This is a genomic window from Shewanella sp. 10B (assembly GCF_023475885.1).
Classification (GTDB): Bacteria; Pseudomonadota; Gammaproteobacteria; order Enterobacterales; family Shewanellaceae; genus Shewanella; species Shewanella mangrovisoli.
On record NZ_JAMDJO010000003.1, the window covers coordinates 628802 to 643967 of the forward strand.

The window sequence follows — 15166 nt, forward strand, 5'->3', positions numbered from 1 at the left end:
CTTAACGCCCTGTGGCTTTTTCCGCTTTCACTTGAAATCTGACCATCCATCCCCATATCTATTCCATCATCCACCGCAGGATTTTCATTGCGGGCAAGAGAAGAGGATTCATTGTGACCACTATCGTATCAGTACGCCGTAATAACCAAGTAGTCATCGCCGGCGATGGCCAAGTCTCCCTAGGCAATACCGTCATGAAAGGTAATGCCAAGAAAGTGCGTCGCTTATATCACAACAAAGTGTTGGCAGGTTTTGCTGGCGGCACCGCCGACGCTTTTACCCTATTTGAGCGTTTCGAGTCCAAACTCGAGATGCACCAAGGCCATCTATTACGATCGGCCGTTGAACTGGCCAAAGATTGGCGTACCGACCGCATGCTGCGCAAACTTGAGGCTATGCTTGTGGTCGCCGATGCCGAAGCGTCACTGATCATCACAGGTAATGGTGACGTAGTGCAGCCAGAACATGATTTAGTCGCCATTGGCTCGGGCGGTAACTATGCCCAAGCGGCGGCATTAGCCCTGCTACAAAATACCGAATTATCGGCGCTGGAAATTGCAGAAAAGTCGTTGACTATTGCAGGCGATATCTGCGTATTCACCAATCAATTCAAGACAATTGAAGAACTTAACTACTAACAGCCCGTGAGGAATATTATGTCTGAAATGACCCCCCGTGAGATTGTCCACGAGCTGGATGCCCATATTATCGGCCAGAAGAAGGCCAAACGTTCCGTCGCCGTCGCCCTGCGTAACCGCTGGCGCCGCATGCAATTGGATGCCGACTTCCGTCAAGAAGTTACCCCAAAAAACATTCTGATGATTGGCCCAACCGGCGTAGGTAAAACCGAAATCGCCCGTCGTTTGGCAAAGCTCGCCAACGCGCCGTTCATCAAGGTTGAAGCCACTAAGTTCACCGAAGTGGGTTACGTGGGTAAAGAAGTCGAGCAAATCATCCGTGATTTAACCGATATCGCCATTAAACTGACCCGCGAGCAGCAAATGGGCAAATGCCGCCAACGCGCCGAAGAACACGCCGAAGAACGTATTCTCGATGCCCTGCTGCCTAAGCCGAAAAACGAGTGGGACAACACCGACAGCGATACCAGCTCCAATACCCGTCAGATCTTCCGCAAAAAGCTGCGCGAAGGCCAGTTAGACGACAAAGAAATCGATATCGATGTTGCCCAGCCCCAAGTAGGTATCGAAATCATGTCGCCACCCGGCATGGAAGAAATGACTAACCAACTGCAAAGCCTGTTTAAAAACATGGGCCAAGCCCCGGCCAAACGTCGCAAAATGAAGATCAAAGAAGCCTTTAAGCTGTTGATCGAAGAAGAAGCGGCCAAGCTGGTTAATCAGGAAGATTTAAAAGAACAAGCCATTGAATTGGTTGAGCAGCACGGTATCGTGTTCCTCGACGAAATCGACAAAATCTGTAAGCGTGGCGAAACCTCAGGCCCAGACGTATCCCGCGAAGGGGTACAGCGCGACCTGTTGCCTTTAGTTGAAGGCTGCACAGTCACCACTAAACACGGCATGGTAAAAACCGACCATATTCTGTTTATCGCTTCGGGCGCGTTCCAAATGGCAAAACCTTCGGATTTAATCCCAGAGTTACAAGGCCGTTTACCGATCCGCGTTGAGCTAGATGCGTTATCAGCCGATGATTTTAAACGCATTTTAACCGAGCCACACGCCTCACTGACCGAGCAATATATCGCGTTAATGGCCACCGAAGGCGTGACCATTGAGTTTGCCGAGTCGGGCATCGAGAGCATTGCCAAGGCGGCATGGCAAGTGAACGAGCGCACCGAAAACATTGGTGCCCGTCGTCTGCATACCGTGATGGAAAAGCTGATGGAAGATATCTCCTATGAGGCGTCCGACAAGTCTGGCAGCTCATTTGTGATTGATGCCGATTATGTGAGTGCTCACTTAGATAATCTGGTTCAAGACGAAGACTTAAGCCGCTTTATCCTCTAACTAGGGCGGTTATCCAAGCCTGCAATGTTCGGTATCCAAGATACCGAACATTCGTGCAAAATTGTGACTGTGGCTAAGGCTTACACTTTGTAACCTTAGCCACAAATTGTTATGTTACAGCTTGTCCATTCCCCGTATTTTCTTGGCACTACCTATGACCACTAGCACACCCAATGTCACCGATCTTAAGCTCAAGCGTAAATCGCGCATTTTAGAAATCAGCTTCGATAACGGCGAGCAGTATCAACTCAGCTGTGAGATGTTACGCGTCTATTCTCCCTCCGCCGAAGTGCATGGTCACGGTAACCCTAAGCTGGTCACCCACAAGAAAAATGTGAATATCAGCAGCATCGAACCCGTAGGTAACTACGCGGTAAAAATCGTCTTCGACGATGGCCACGATACAGGGCTGTTCTCCTGGCAAGTGCTTTACGATCTCGCCACCCACCAAGTGGAATTATGGGAAAAGTACTTAGCTCGCCTGAGAGCCGAAAAGGCCTCACGCGAACCGCTGATCGCGATGAATATAAAGTACAACTAATACATTAGGTTAGCTGGCTATTAGTTGTGAGATTTAAACAATTACATTACAGCTAACGACAGATGTTTAAGAGTATTCGGCCATAGAATAAGCACTGTTATTCCAGTGACACGCCGTAAATATATCCCTATAGGCTCGACGGCGGCATCTGCTGCATATGGAAGTGCGAATGTCGCGATCACATGGATGTGAAAGAGCGGCCATGCCGCCAACGGTCACTTCCATACCAGTGCTTAATTCCGCTAATTTCTGCGTATGCTTTAATTCTAAAAACAGGTCATTTTACAATGGGTCGTTTGTGAATCTGTTACTTCTCTTGCTGACCTGAGTATCTAAGGAAAGATAATGTCGGAAAAAGTCCCCTGCACAGCCTGCCAAACCTTAATCATGCCCAGCACAGCCGAGCGCAATGCGGGCTTATGTATGCCCTGCAAAAATGGCAATCGTGAAAATATCGAACAGGCAAAAGCCTATTACCAAAAAGAGCGGGAATTAGATAAAACCTGCCCTTTTAGAGCCCTGTGGCGAGAAATAGTGGTGCGGGTGCATGACGATAAACAGGGCTTTCACACCCTAAGCGAAGCGGCGCAGCACTATTACGCAGTCAATTGTCTCTCAGGCGAAGTCTACAACGGTGGCTTTATCCAGTATTTCGATAACTCATCGGGCGAGCATTATGCTGTTGCCGAGCGCGGCCTTCAGCAAATTGGCGCTGTGCACTCGTTAGCCCTACTACAACAGGCTAAACAGGCGGTATTTGGCGACCATCCCGTCCCAACTGACAGAGACCAACGCCTCGCCGCAACCGATAATCCAGTAGCCGAAGCCCGACTAAATCAACTCGATGATGAGTTTTATAAAGACTTGGATAATCTTGATATCAAGCTAGAAAGCTATGCGATACAAACGGGATTGGTTAACGCAATCGAATGATTGCGGGTTGATTGTGAGTACTTTACGCAAGTAATTAAGCGCAACGTTAACTGAAACTATCAGTAATATTTTTTAGTTTAAAGTCGTGGGGCTTCACCCCACACCCGACCAAGAGGGGATCAACAGCAATTCCCTCTTGGAGCTCCCCTGCCGCCCCTAGCGAAGTTACATGCATTAACGCTTCATTTATAAATCAGGCCTTGGTCTTATGGATAAATTGCTATCGCTTCCGAAGGCAACGTCCCTGTACCTGCGAAAGCTAGCCGGTCATCCATGACCGGACTCACGCAATTTATTCCCCCCCTCGGCAACTTCGCAGGGGAAGGAGAACTTCTGTAGCCTTGATATATATGCTGTTTATCCCTCAAAAATTTGTGCCTGTCCCACCTTCCCGGAATGACCAACAGCGAAAAGGAACCTGCCTTATAGGGTTAGCCTATGATGGGATAGAGTGTGAGTGTCAGCCTGAATGTGCGGCCCAAATGCAGTCAAACCAAGATCAATAATCAGTCGAAATGGGGCGCAAAAAAATATAAAGCTAAACAATATCAAATGATTACCAATTAAACTGTATAAAAACCTCTACCGCAAAAAAGCAAATTCCTATAGCATCATTCATACCAATTGACATGGATGTGGCAGCGGCCAAGTCCAACAAGCGATTTATGCCCGGCAAACAATGCTGAGAAGTTATAATTCAAGGAGGTTCTGTGGTATTTAAACCGATTAGTGATAACGATCGAAAGTCTTTTGAGAAGAAACCTTTTGTTGAGCTGTCTGATACCACAATGAAGATTCGACGCAACTTATTGTTAGTTTCGTTCTTTGCTTATGTGATGCTTTCCTATGATGTGAAAATCAATGCGACTAGGACACCGCTATTCTTTATAGAAGGGTTATCCTCTAGCGAAATAGTAAATATCTTGGCTACTTTAATAGTCTATTTTTTGGTTAGTTTTATATGGAACTCATGGAATGATGTCATGAAGTGGAGACTATATTTGACCGTTGGACACCCTGAATCTCCAAAAAATCAAATAGGCCTACGAGTGTTGAAATGTCTTGACCAAGAGCCTCAATTTAATGCAGGAAAAATTAAGAATGAAATAGACAATATAAGTCGTCAAATAAATTCTTTTCCTGATGAATCGCCAAAAGTTGATATTGATTCTAAAAAGAATGAGCTTTTCAATTCTTGGAAACTAGCGATAAATGAAGATTTGGATCGAATTGAATATTTCGAGCACTGGTTTTGGGCTTACGGGAAGCAGCAAAGACTAAAATTTTTCTTCATCGATATAGGGTTACCTATAATTTTTAGTATGGTTATTTTATATAATTTATCCCTTTGAAATGAGTTATCGCAGAATTTAACGAGCCGCCCATTGTTAAATATCTAAAAGTTGTAGTAAGCATTACTCGATTTGCTTTGCATGACTTGCAAACAATACAAAAGCTGAAGGAGTTCACCTCCCCTCGGAGTTGCCGCAGGGCATTTGCGTTCGTTGCGTGAGCGAGGCATGGATGCCGAGATAGCGTCAGTCGAATCAGGGACGAGCGTCTGACGCGATAGCATTAGAACGCTTAATGCCCAAGGGGCTTTCAACTCCGTTAGGGGCGTCTTGGAGCATCCAAGGAGGATAGGACGAGCAGTCCTCCTTGGTCGGGTGTGGGGTGAAGCCCCACGACTTTGACTTTGTTTTTAAATAACTTCAGCCGATTCGATATTCAAATCAGTTAATCAATCCCAAATCACAGCGATAAAACTACCCTCGTAAAGCAACCTTCAGATTGATCCCAACTACCCATATCATCGTAATCCTCAATTGCAAATACCATCCACCAGAGTCCACCTAATGCAATCACAGCAGCAATTACAGCACTTCCACACGGTTAGGCTGATTTTAGGCGATCAGCTAAACGCCCAACATACTTGGTATCAGCAAGTCGATCCTAAGGTGCTGTATTTAATTGCAGAGTTGCATCAAGAAAACACCTATGTGACCCATCATGTGCAAAAGATCTGCGCGTTTTTTGGCGCTATGGCGCAGTTTGCCAGCGAGCTTGGCGCTGCGGGGCATCGAGTGCGTTACCTCACCCTCGACGATACCCAAGGCTTTGCCGATCTCAACGCGTTGCTACAACACTATGTTGCCGAAACGGGTGCGATTAAGTTTGAATATCAACGGCCTGACGAATATCGACTCCTCGCGCAATTAAGCCAGTTGAAGTTTGCCAATGCCGTAGTGAATTGCGTCGATACCGAGCACTTTTTATTCCCTTTTGACGAAATTGATAGGGAATTCCCCCAAGGGCAACACAGGCTGATGGAGCATTTTTATCGGCGAATGCGCAAAAGATTCAATATCTTAATGACGGATGGCAAGCCCGTTGGCGGGCAGTGGAACTTTGATGCAAACAACAGGCAAAAGCTTAAATCCCAAGATATCAAATCGCTCCCAACACCCTTGATGTTTGGCCACAATGTGGAAGCTATTCTCGAGCGTCTTCAACGCCATGGGATAAATACTATGGGCAAGGCAGATACGCGCTTACTCTGGCCGATAAACCGCGCGCAAAGCCTAGAATTACTTCAGTATTTTTGTGAATATTGCCTACCCAGCTTTGGCCGGTTTCAAGATGCGATGACCCAGCAACATCCTGCGCAGTGGAGCCTGTACCATAGTCGGCTGTCCTTTAGCCTAAATGCCAAACTTATCAGCCCATTAGAAGTAATCAATGCGGTGATTGAGCACTATCATGCCAATCCTTTTATTGAGATAGCCCAGGTTGAAGGCTTTGTTCGACAAATCCTCGGCTGGCGTGAATATGTGCGCGGTATCTATTGGGCGAATATGCCCAACTACGCCAACATTAATGCCCTCGAGGCCACGCGCAAGCTGCCCGACTATTTTTGGCATGGTAAGACTCGAATGAATTGCCTGCACCATGCTTTATCTCAGTCACTCGATTACGCCTATGCCCATCATATTCAACGTTTAATGGTGATTGGCAATTTTTGTCTGTTGACCGAAATCGCCCCCGATGAAGTGGATAAATGGTACTTGGGCGTGTATGTGGATGCGATTGAATGGGTCGAAATGCCCAACACTCGCGGTATGGCGCTATTCGCCGATGGCGGCATAGTCGGTACTAAACCCTATGCCGCGAGCGGCAGTTATATCAATAAAATGAGTGATTACTGTGGCAGTTGTCATTACAAGATAAAAGAACGTAGCGGCGCACTCGCCTGCCCATTAAATAGCCTGTATTGGCGCTTTATGGATAAACACCGCGCACAACTCTCCCACAATCCACGCATCGCCATGCTGTACCGCACTTGGGATAAAACCGATGAGGTGACAAGGCAAGCCATTCTGGCAACGGCCGAACAACATCTAGCGCAAATTGAGCGGCTATAAAGACTCACTCGTATGGGAGAAATACTATGAATATTTTGGTATTAGGCGGTAGTGGCGGCATAGGCCACGCCATGGTGAATAAGCTTCGCGAAATCTATCCCGAGGCAACTATCCATGCGACCTATAAACATCATCAGCCAGATACTGGGCTAGACGATGGCATTGTCTGGCATCGGCTGGATATCACCCATGAGGAGGAAATTAAGCAACTGAGTCAAAACATTCCCCAATTAGATTGGCTAATAAACTGTATTGGGAAGCTGCACACAGAGGATAAGGGGCCAGAAAAAAGCCTGCAGGCACTCGATGGAGATTTTTTCCTGCACAATATCAAGCTAAACACGCTTCCCAGTATGATGCTGGCAAAGCACTTTGAATCGGCGTTAAAACGCAGTGTGTCGGCAAGATTTGCTGTAGTGTCGGCCAAAGTTGGCAGCATAAGCGATAACAAATTAGGTGGCTGGTATAGCTATCGCGCCTCGAAAGCGGCGCTGAATATGTTCCTTAAAACGCTATCGATTGAATGGCAAAGAACGATGAAACACTGCGTGGTGCTATCACTGCATCCCGGCACTACGGATACGCGATTATCGAAACCTTTTCAGCAGAACGTACCCAAACAAAAGCTGTTTACACCAGAGTACGTCGCCCAATGTTTGGGTAGGATTATCGCCAATGCCACACCAGCACAAACGGGGCAATTTTTGGCCTACGATGGTGCTGAGCTGCCTTGGTAGCGATACTAGCGGTTAGCACAGATACGGATTAACCTTGGCAGCTTTTAGTACTGACAGCGCTTAGCCCTGACAACTCTTAACCTTCACAAAAATAGGCATAATTGATCCGGCTGCCTTGCCCCCATACTACCGTCCAAGTATTCACATCGCTCATATAGCCAAAGTGGATCGACTGCGATGTGTCACACTCCTCTTGAAATGACGCCTTGTTGTCATTAATAAATTGCGCCGAAGCCGCCAAAATATCACTGCATTCCTCATCGTCGGCGACTAACCAAATAAAGTCTTCGCGGCAATCATCCCTAGCAACCATCTCTTCGGGTGAATAGAAGTCCAGCTTTTGCTTGAGTCTTTGCCACTGCTCGGGCGAAACATTGCAAGAGATCGCTAGCTTATCAAGCACCCCAGCACCACCTGCCCAAAAGGATAAATCAAAGTCTAACTGCAGAGGTTCTGGAGCAAAGCCCAATAAGTTTTCAATCACTTGCAAGCTTTTGGCTAAATCGGCATCGGGCCTGCGATAACGCACCTCAATACCATCATACTCACGCATACGACGACTCCCTTCTTAAGTGCATTGCCCTTATTTGATCGGCCCGGTTTCACTCACGGGTTTCTTTAATAACTTACGCTGCAAGGTACGGCGGTGCATACCCAGTTGGCGGGCGGTGGCTGACACATTGCCTTGATTGGCATTAAGTACTTGCTGAATATGCTCCCATTCTAGCCGTTTAGGGCTGAGCGGCGAGTCGTCGATTTCATCTTCTGGCAGCGCGCTCGCCTGACTATTGACCTCGAAGGCCGCCAACAAGGTTTGGGTATCGACGGGTTTGGCAAGATAGTTGTCGGCGCCGAGGCGAATCGCCTCTACCGCAGTAGCAATGCTGGCGTAACCCGTTAGCAGCACCATGATCACCTTAGGCAACAGATTACGCAGGGGCACAATCAAACTCAGGCCATTGGCCTCGGCCAGTTTCATATCCAACAGAATATGGCTAGGGCAAAACTCCCGCGCCACCAGCAGCGCATTACTGGCATCGTGACTTAAGCGACATTCGAAACCATGGCGAGTCAAACGCCGCGCGAGCACGCCCGCAAGTGCCTGATCGTCTTCAATAATCAATAGCCGTTTCATAGCGCCTCCGTCGTCGTGGCCGATGCATTAGGCTGCAAGAGGGTAAAACGAATTTGCGCCACTGTGCCCCCTTGAGGATGATTGGCGAGGATCAACTCCGCCCCCAAACGCTCGAGGCTAGCGTGGCTCAGCAGCAAGGCCACGCCTAAACCTTTGGGGCTCTCGATTAATAAGGTCCCCAATTGTGGCAATAACGAGGGAGCGATACCCGCGCCATAATCACGGATCTGCAAATAGATCTGTCCTTCACTCGGCGCGCTATCTAGGCTGATATCCACTTGGGCGACGCCTAAGGTTTCGGCGCTGGCGCGGGCGGCATTTTCAATCAAGGCCATAATGGCGGGAGTTAAGCTCATATCGGTTAAGATCTGTTGCTCTTCCAACTGCTTAGGCGCGCAGGTGATCAACCAATTGAGTTCAGTTTGCGGCATCAACAACTGGGTTTTCTGCTTTAATCCAGCCACCAGCTCAGTGACCTTTTGTGGCCGCTGACGACGGTCGCGAATCGACTCAGTCGCCAAGCGCAGCTCTGCCAAAGTATGTTCACAGCGCCCCAGCGCAGTTTCCATTTCAACTACGGTTATTGAAGGTTCGGGTTGTTCTTCCCTTAATTCGTCGAGCAATAATCGCAGTGTCGATAGCGGCGTCGCCAGTTGATGGGCCATTTGCGCCGAAACGGTACCAAGCGCCAATAACTGCTCCTGCCGCAGTTGTCCTTCGCGCATATAGGCAAGCTGCGCATCCTGACGCCGCATGCGCTTAGCAATCAAGGCCACACTGGTGGTCAATACCAGTGCCGAAATCACAAAGTTAAACCACATACCGAGATAGTGGGAACTCATATCCATACCGTGGTGATGCATTTGCGATTCTGGCACGGTAAAAATCATCAGGCTGTAGGCAAGCGTAGAGATCGCCGTCAGGCTCCAAGGTGCCCAAATCGGCAGAGTCACGGCGGCGAGCGCTATGGGTAATAGCAGTAAGGAGATAAACGCATTGGTCGCCCCGCCCGAAAAATACAGCCAAGAGATCCAAAACAAGGTATCGAGACTCAAGGCGATAAACAGGCCACGCTCTTTCGCAAACAAAGGCTTACGCAATGCCAAGGTGAGCGACAAATACAGCACCTCCAGCACAAACACATGCACTAGCGGCTCCATTTGTAAACTCAGGCCAAAGGTGTCGGCGGCAAATAACGTCAAACCGATTTGCAACAATAAGCCTAAGGTTCGCAGCAGCGCCACTTGGTCAGCAGCTTGCAGATTAGTACCTAAAATCTTAACCATGGTGATTCCTTAGACGACAGCCTACCGCCGCCAGTGCCGCGCAGGATTGGCTAAGTGCCTGACTAAGCCCAGCTTTAAAATCAAGCTCAGAGTGGATCCCCAACTCGACTAAACGCCCACAACTTAAGGTGCAATCTTGCGGCCTTTTAGCGCTATCCATAGGTGTTTGCTCAGGAAGTAAATGCGCAGTATCTATCCCTAACAACTCACCTAAGCTGAGCAGCATCTGATACTTAGTCATGGTTTGCGCGGCACTAAAATGGTAAATCCCCGATACATCGGCGCGGTCAGCCTGCCGCTGGATGAGCTGAGCGATAGCATTGGCAATATCCGCCGTCGATGTTGGCGCGCGAATGGCCCAATGGTCGACCCGCTGTGGTCTGCTATCCAGCAATTGGTTGATTAGTACCAATACCGCAGATTCGCTCAGCTGAGTCACTTCGCCGTAGAGGATAGGTAAACGTAACACCGCAAAACCACTGTCGGTGTTCAGTACACAAGTTTCGCCCTGCAATTTAGACTCGCCATAAAAGTTGACCGGATTGGGCGCAGCATCTTCGGCATAGGGCGGCGTTGTGCCATCAAACACATAGTCGGTGGAAATATAAAGCAACCAAGCTTGGTGAGTTTTAGCGACCTCGGCTAATGTTTGGCTGGCGCTGAGATTCAGCGCTAAGGCATGCTCAGGCGAGCGCTCGGACACATCGGGGCGACGCTCGGCGGCGCAGTGTACTATCACCTCGGGCTGCTCACGGGCAATAAAGGCTTCGACCTCGGCGGCTTGGGTTAAATCGAGCCGATGAATCCCCGCCTCGGCGCGGCTAAAACCTGTGGCAATCACCCTATGACCCGCGGCGGTTAACTGTTTGACGACCGCCCTGCCGAGTAATCCGGTTGCGCCCGTTACCATAATGTTTGCCATATTGCCCCGCGATCCTTAGCCATTCATTTGGCTCATAATTCTAAAAGCTTTTCATATTCAACGCACTTGTTTACTCTTATTTGCCTGTGCTTAACCGCATCGAGTTTGTACCACTTAACCCGATTAACGACCTAAAGGCTGAATTTGACTCAAGCACTTCCCCTTATTCTTGCAGGCCCCATGCTGCGCCACTGCAACGCCTCACACTTTACTCTCTGGTTTGTGAGCCGTGAGTCGTTAAGCGAATTACAGCTTACCTTAGGGGAGCAAAGTTACTCGTTAACAGAGGAAGAAGTGCACTGTGTGCCACTCGGTCAGCATGCCTTCCAGTATTTACTTCGCCTGTCGCGCCCCGAACTGCTTACACCTCAAACGGTTATCCAATACCGCGTGTCGGCCAAGGGGATTGATGATCTATTTAATAACGTCAAAGCGTTGGGTTATGGCGATGCCGACTCGCCCCATCTTTACTTTAGCCAAACACTGACACAGGTATGGCACGGCTCATGCCGCAATCCCCATCACCACAGTGAGGATGCTTTAGTCGCCGCCGATACCAAACTCGCCCAGCTTATCGATAAAGGTGCAAATGAGCGCCCAGCACTACTGATGCTCAGCGGCGATCAGGTCTATATGGATGATGTGGCAGGCCCCATGCTATGCGCCATAGGCCAAGTGATTGAAAAACTAGGTTTGCACCATGAAGCCTTTCAGGGCGCCAATATTCCGGGAAGCGAGGCCATAAATTACCAGCCCGAGCATTTATATTTACGCCATAAGAACCTGCTGCCACGCACCGAATATCCCGCCAAAACCGCGCTCTGGCGCTGGTATATCAATCATCCGATTTTTACCTCATCGATTGCCGAAAACCATTTAGTCAGTCTCAATGAGATGATTGCCCTGTATCTGCTGACTTGGTCACCGGAATTATGGGAGCTTATCGACTTACCCAAGGAAGTTGAGGGACTCTCGGCGGCGAATCAGCTACGTTGGCAGCGGGAATGGCAAAACCTATTAGCCTTTAAGGCGGGGCTAAAACAGGTTAGGCGCCTGATGGCGCATATTCCCGTATATATGATGTTCGATGACCATGATATCACCGACGATTGGAACCTCACTGCCAAGTGGGAGCAGGCGGCCTACGGCCATGCCTTTTCGAAGCGTATTATTGGTAATGCCTTGATTGCCTATACCTTATTCCAAGGTTTAGGTAATGCACCGAGCCAGTTTGATGCCGAGGTTCGGCCATTGTTAGATGGATTTTTCGCTCGTACAGCGCAAGAGACTCAAGATGAATTAATCGATCTATTACTCAAATTCGAGCAATGGCATTACACCTTAGACACTTCGCCTAAGCTGGTCGTGTTAGATACCCGCACCCGCCGCTGGCGCAGTGAATCCAATCTTGCAAAGCCTTCAGGTTTAATGGATTGGGAGGCCTTGATGGATTTACAACAGGCGCTACTCGGCCAATCTAAGGTGATTATTGTCTCCCCTGCGCCCATGTTTGGGGTCAAGGTGATAGAAGCCGTGCAACGCATGGCGACACTAATGGGCGCTTCACTGCTGGTCGATGCCGAAAACTGGATGGCACATCCGGGCGCCGCCAATGCCCTACTGAGTATCTTTATGCACCGCAAGACTCCGGAGCAATTTGTGATCCTCTCGGGAGATGTGCACTACTCCTTCGCCTATGACATCAGCATTCGCTTTCGTCGTAGCAGCCCGAATATTTATCAAATTACCTGTAGCGGGATTAAAAACCAGTTCCCTGAGAAGCTACTGCCGTTTTTCGATAAGCTCAATGGCTGGCTTTACGGCCACTTCTCGCCGTTAAACCTCTTCACTAAACGTAAGCGAATGTCGCTACGCGGTAGGCGCCCTAATGGCGAGCGCAGCAAGCGTTTAGTCAACCAAAGTGGAATCGGAATATTGGCATTAGCGGAGGATGGTGAACCGACAAAAATCGCTGTTTTACATGGGGATATGACCGAGACTCGGTTTGAACCACCGAGGCAGGAATAGCTTAAACTGGGTTGTGTTTTGCCGCTTCAGCGCTAGTTGCCCCCGCACCTGAATCCACAGGTTTAGCGGTGGCTTCTTGGTTAGGCAAGCTCTGTTTAAATAGCTGGGACTCAAGGCGTTTTTGCGGTGTTGCATCATCACGCATCTGGTCCCAAACGCCCTTGGGCTGTAACGACACATCGGTTTGATTGTCAGCATCCTGCATCGCCTCGGCACTCGGTTTCTTCGGCTCGATCACCGCGCTGGCTTTACGGATTTCCGTCGTTAGCTCTTGCACATAGGGATGCTTAGTCCAGCCGCCAAAATACATGGCGCCCAGCAACACAGCGGCACAGAGTAAAATTGAAACGATTGCAGATTTGGTCATTCTATTGAGTTCCTCAAACAATCAGTGTCAGACTCCTTACAGCTCATGAGCATAACAGAGTCTGTATTCTTACCATTGAGGAGGAACTCACACAATCATCTAGCAGCAGCCCAGGTTTTCCACTGTGGCAATAATGCTTTCCGCTGACTAAAGCGTTAATCCATCACATTCAATATCGTGCGAACGACCACTGACAGGATCGACAAAACGTAATCGCTGCGCCAAGAGTTGTAGCGGCTTGCTAAAATCATCCGGCCCTTTAGGGTATAAGGTCGGATAAAAGCGGTCATTTAACAATGGCATACCAAGGCTTTGCATATGGACCCGCAGCTGGTGCGTCTTACCCGTAATCGGGCTTAACTCGAATAAACCAAACTCCCCATGAATCGCCACTAAGCTGATTTCAGAGTGCGTATTTGCCTCACCTTCGACTATCTTCATGGTGAAACTCGGCTCGCTGCGTTGCATGCGATTTTTCACCGTCCAATGCAGTGGCAAGGTTAATTCGCCACAGGCATATTGCGCCATAATCTCTGGGGTGAGTTTGGCTATCGCTTGATAATCTTTACGGATCGCATCATCGATAAATAATTGGTGATAAATATGCCGCGTCTCGGGGCGAGTCGTCATCAGGATCACGCCTGCGGTTTCCCGGTCTAACCTGTGTGCTGGAGCGATAGTGTCTATCCCAGTGCTTAAGCGTAATCTGTGTACTAGGCACTCATTGACATAATCTCCGCTCGGGGTAACGGGTAAAAAATGCGGTTTGTAGGCCAAGATAAGATTGTCATCTTGAAACAAAATCGGCGACTCGAAGGGGACTAGTGCTTCGACTAGGACTTCACGGTAGTAGTAAGCCCTCGCCGTCGGGCGGTAGGGAGTATCCAACCCAATTAAGCTGCCGTCTTGCCAATGCACTTTGCCATCGAGGATCCGCTGGCGCCAAACCGCTTCGCCAATATGGGCATAATGCTCGATCAAAAAAGAAAATACGGTTGGTTTATCAACCACTTCTAAGGGAAGAACCACAAAAGAAGGTTGGGCGGCACGGGCGGTTTGAGTCATAAAAACAACTAGCGGCGATAACGAGCCGCTATTTTAGCCTCTGTGTGGTTTTTCAGTCCACATGGGACTTGATGAGTTGCAGGACAAAATCCATGGTTTTATGGCAGTCGGGTTGATTCACCAGCACCAGCTTATCGCGGTTATACATGGGCAGCACTTCTAACCAACGTTGGCTCACCCAAGCCGCATCCTCTAAATGCACTTGGGAATAGAGTTCCAGCAAGTCAGGATTGACCTCGTAGAATTGTTCCAATGCGGCACTGATCAGCTCGAACTCCCCTTCTATTGGCTCTTCCTGCCAATTTTGGCAGGGCAAAGTGCGGGACATCCACAGCTTATCTTTCGTCTGTGCCGCCGAGAGAATACTGACTCTTTGACGCCCCTCTAACACTATGCTGAGGGAGTCATCTTCCAGCTGATTAAAATCGATGATGTCACACTGAGTGGCAGTGGGATAACAGGGCGGAGTCCCACTGGGTTTCATCGCCGCAAAGGCCAAATCGTATTTGCCTTTTAACACATCCGCGACCATGCGTAATTGACCCGGCTCTACCACGCGAACCTCAATCCTTCCCTGTGGCAGCAACAAGGCATCGCGCATAATTAACGCCATTTCTCGTGTTTGCATAGCAACCTCCTGCCCACTCATAGAAGGAAACGCTCAAAAACTAGCCGCATCCCTTATTAGTTTAGAGTGTAGCAGGAGAAATAATTTCCTTCCTAAAGTCGCTGACAGCAAAAAAGA

15 protein-coding genes are annotated in these 15166 nt (G+C 48.8%); 8 read left to right on the forward strand and 7 right to left on the reverse strand.

The features are described 5' to 3' along the window. Nucleotides 1-113: 113 nt before the first annotated feature. The 7 genes from hslV to M0415_RS14990 all read left to right on the forward strand — a co-directional run bounded on the left by hslV (nucleotide 114) and on the right by M0415_RS14990 (nucleotide 7618). Nucleotides 114-638 (forward strand): ATP-dependent protease subunit HslV, encoded by a 525-nt coding sequence (hslV, locus tag M0415_RS14960; RefSeq protein ID WP_011073856.1) that lies wholly within the window; start codon nucleotides 114-116, stop codon nucleotides 636-638. 18 nt (nucleotides 639-656) lie between these two features. Further along, nucleotides 657-1985: an ATP-dependent protease ATPase subunit HslU gene (gene hslU / locus M0415_RS14965; protein ID WP_088210006.1), complete on the forward strand. Its 1329-nt coding sequence runs from the start codon at nucleotides 657-659 to the stop codon at nucleotides 1983-1985. Nucleotides 1986-2139: 154 nt separating this feature from the next. Beyond that, complete coding sequence (locus M0415_RS14970; RefSeq protein ID WP_249556333.1) at nucleotides 2140-2526, forward strand: gamma-butyrobetaine hydroxylase family protein; 387 nt, start codon at nucleotides 2140-2142, stop codon at nucleotides 2524-2526. Between the two features lie 345 nt (nucleotides 2527-2871). After that, entirely contained in the window at nucleotides 2872-3459 is a 588-nt protein-coding gene (locus M0415_RS14975; RefSeq protein ID WP_086902267.1) for a DMP19 family protein, read from the forward strand. Between the two features lie 710 nt (nucleotides 3460-4169). Next, nucleotides 4170-4811, forward strand: coding sequence for a hypothetical protein (locus tag M0415_RS14980; protein ID WP_086902268.1), 642 nt, complete (start codon nucleotides 4170-4172; stop codon nucleotides 4809-4811). Nucleotides 4812-5315: 504 nt separating this feature from the next. Then, entirely contained in the window at nucleotides 5316-6881 is a 1566-nt protein-coding gene (locus M0415_RS14985; RefSeq protein ID WP_086902269.1) for a cryptochrome/photolyase family protein, read from the forward strand. Nucleotides 6882-6907: 26 nt separating this feature from the next. Next, entirely contained in the window at nucleotides 6908-7618 is a 711-nt protein-coding gene (locus M0415_RS14990; RefSeq protein ID WP_086902270.1) for an SDR family oxidoreductase, read from the forward strand. A gap of 76 nt (nucleotides 7619-7694) precedes the next feature. Here the strand turns inward: M0415_RS14990 and M0415_RS14995 are convergent, their stop codons facing one another. From M0415_RS14995 to M0415_RS15010, 4 genes are read right to left on the reverse strand one after another with little or no spacing between them, the layout of a single operon-like run. Next, nucleotides 7695-8171, reverse strand: a complete 477-nt coding sequence (locus M0415_RS14995; RefSeq protein ID WP_086902271.1) for a hypothetical protein — start codon at nucleotides 8169-8171, stop codon at nucleotides 7695-7697. 30 nt (nucleotides 8172-8201) lie between these two features. Further along, on the reverse strand, nucleotides 8202-8753 hold the full coding sequence (locus M0415_RS15000; RefSeq protein WP_086902272.1) for a response regulator transcription factor: 552 nt from the start codon (nucleotides 8751-8753) through the stop codon (nucleotides 8202-8204). Next, the gene (locus M0415_RS15005; protein ID WP_086902273.1) at nucleotides 8750-10039 is read right to left on the reverse strand and encodes an ATP-binding protein; all 1290 of its coding nucleotides are present in this window, start codon (nucleotides 10037-10039) and stop codon (nucleotides 8750-8752) included. The genes M0415_RS15000 and M0415_RS15005 overlap by 4 nt, the downstream gene beginning before the upstream one ends. Then, the gene (locus M0415_RS15010; RefSeq protein WP_086902274.1) at nucleotides 10032-10961 is read right to left on the reverse strand and encodes a dTDP-4-dehydrorhamnose reductase family protein; all 930 of its coding nucleotides are present in this window, start codon (nucleotides 10959-10961) and stop codon (nucleotides 10032-10034) included. The genes M0415_RS15005 and M0415_RS15010 overlap by 8 nt, the downstream gene beginning before the upstream one ends. A 180-nt stretch (nucleotides 10962-11141) precedes the next feature. Between M0415_RS15010 and M0415_RS15015 the strand changes: the two genes are divergently transcribed. Next, nucleotides 11142-12989: an alkaline phosphatase D family protein gene (locus tag M0415_RS15015; RefSeq protein ID WP_086902275.1), complete on the forward strand. Its 1848-nt coding sequence runs from the start codon at nucleotides 11142-11144 to the stop codon at nucleotides 12987-12989. Nucleotide 12990: 1 nt separating this feature from the next. Here M0415_RS15015 and M0415_RS15020 read toward each other — a convergent pair whose 3' ends face one another. The 3 genes from M0415_RS15020 to M0415_RS15030 form a co-directional block, all read right to left on the reverse strand. Beyond that, nucleotides 12991-13356, reverse strand: a complete 366-nt coding sequence (locus tag M0415_RS15020; RefSeq protein ID WP_086902276.1) for a hypothetical protein — start codon at nucleotides 13354-13356, stop codon at nucleotides 12991-12993. Between the two features lie 147 nt (nucleotides 13357-13503). Further along, complete coding sequence (locus M0415_RS15025; RefSeq protein ID WP_249556334.1) at nucleotides 13504-14421, reverse strand: pseudouridine synthase; 918 nt, start codon at nucleotides 14419-14421, stop codon at nucleotides 13504-13506. Between the two features lie 52 nt (nucleotides 14422-14473). Next, nucleotides 14474-15049: an LON peptidase substrate-binding domain-containing protein gene (locus M0415_RS15030; protein ID WP_011718472.1), complete on the reverse strand. Its 576-nt coding sequence runs from the start codon at nucleotides 15047-15049 to the stop codon at nucleotides 14474-14476. Nucleotides 15050-15166 lie beyond the last annotated feature (117 nt).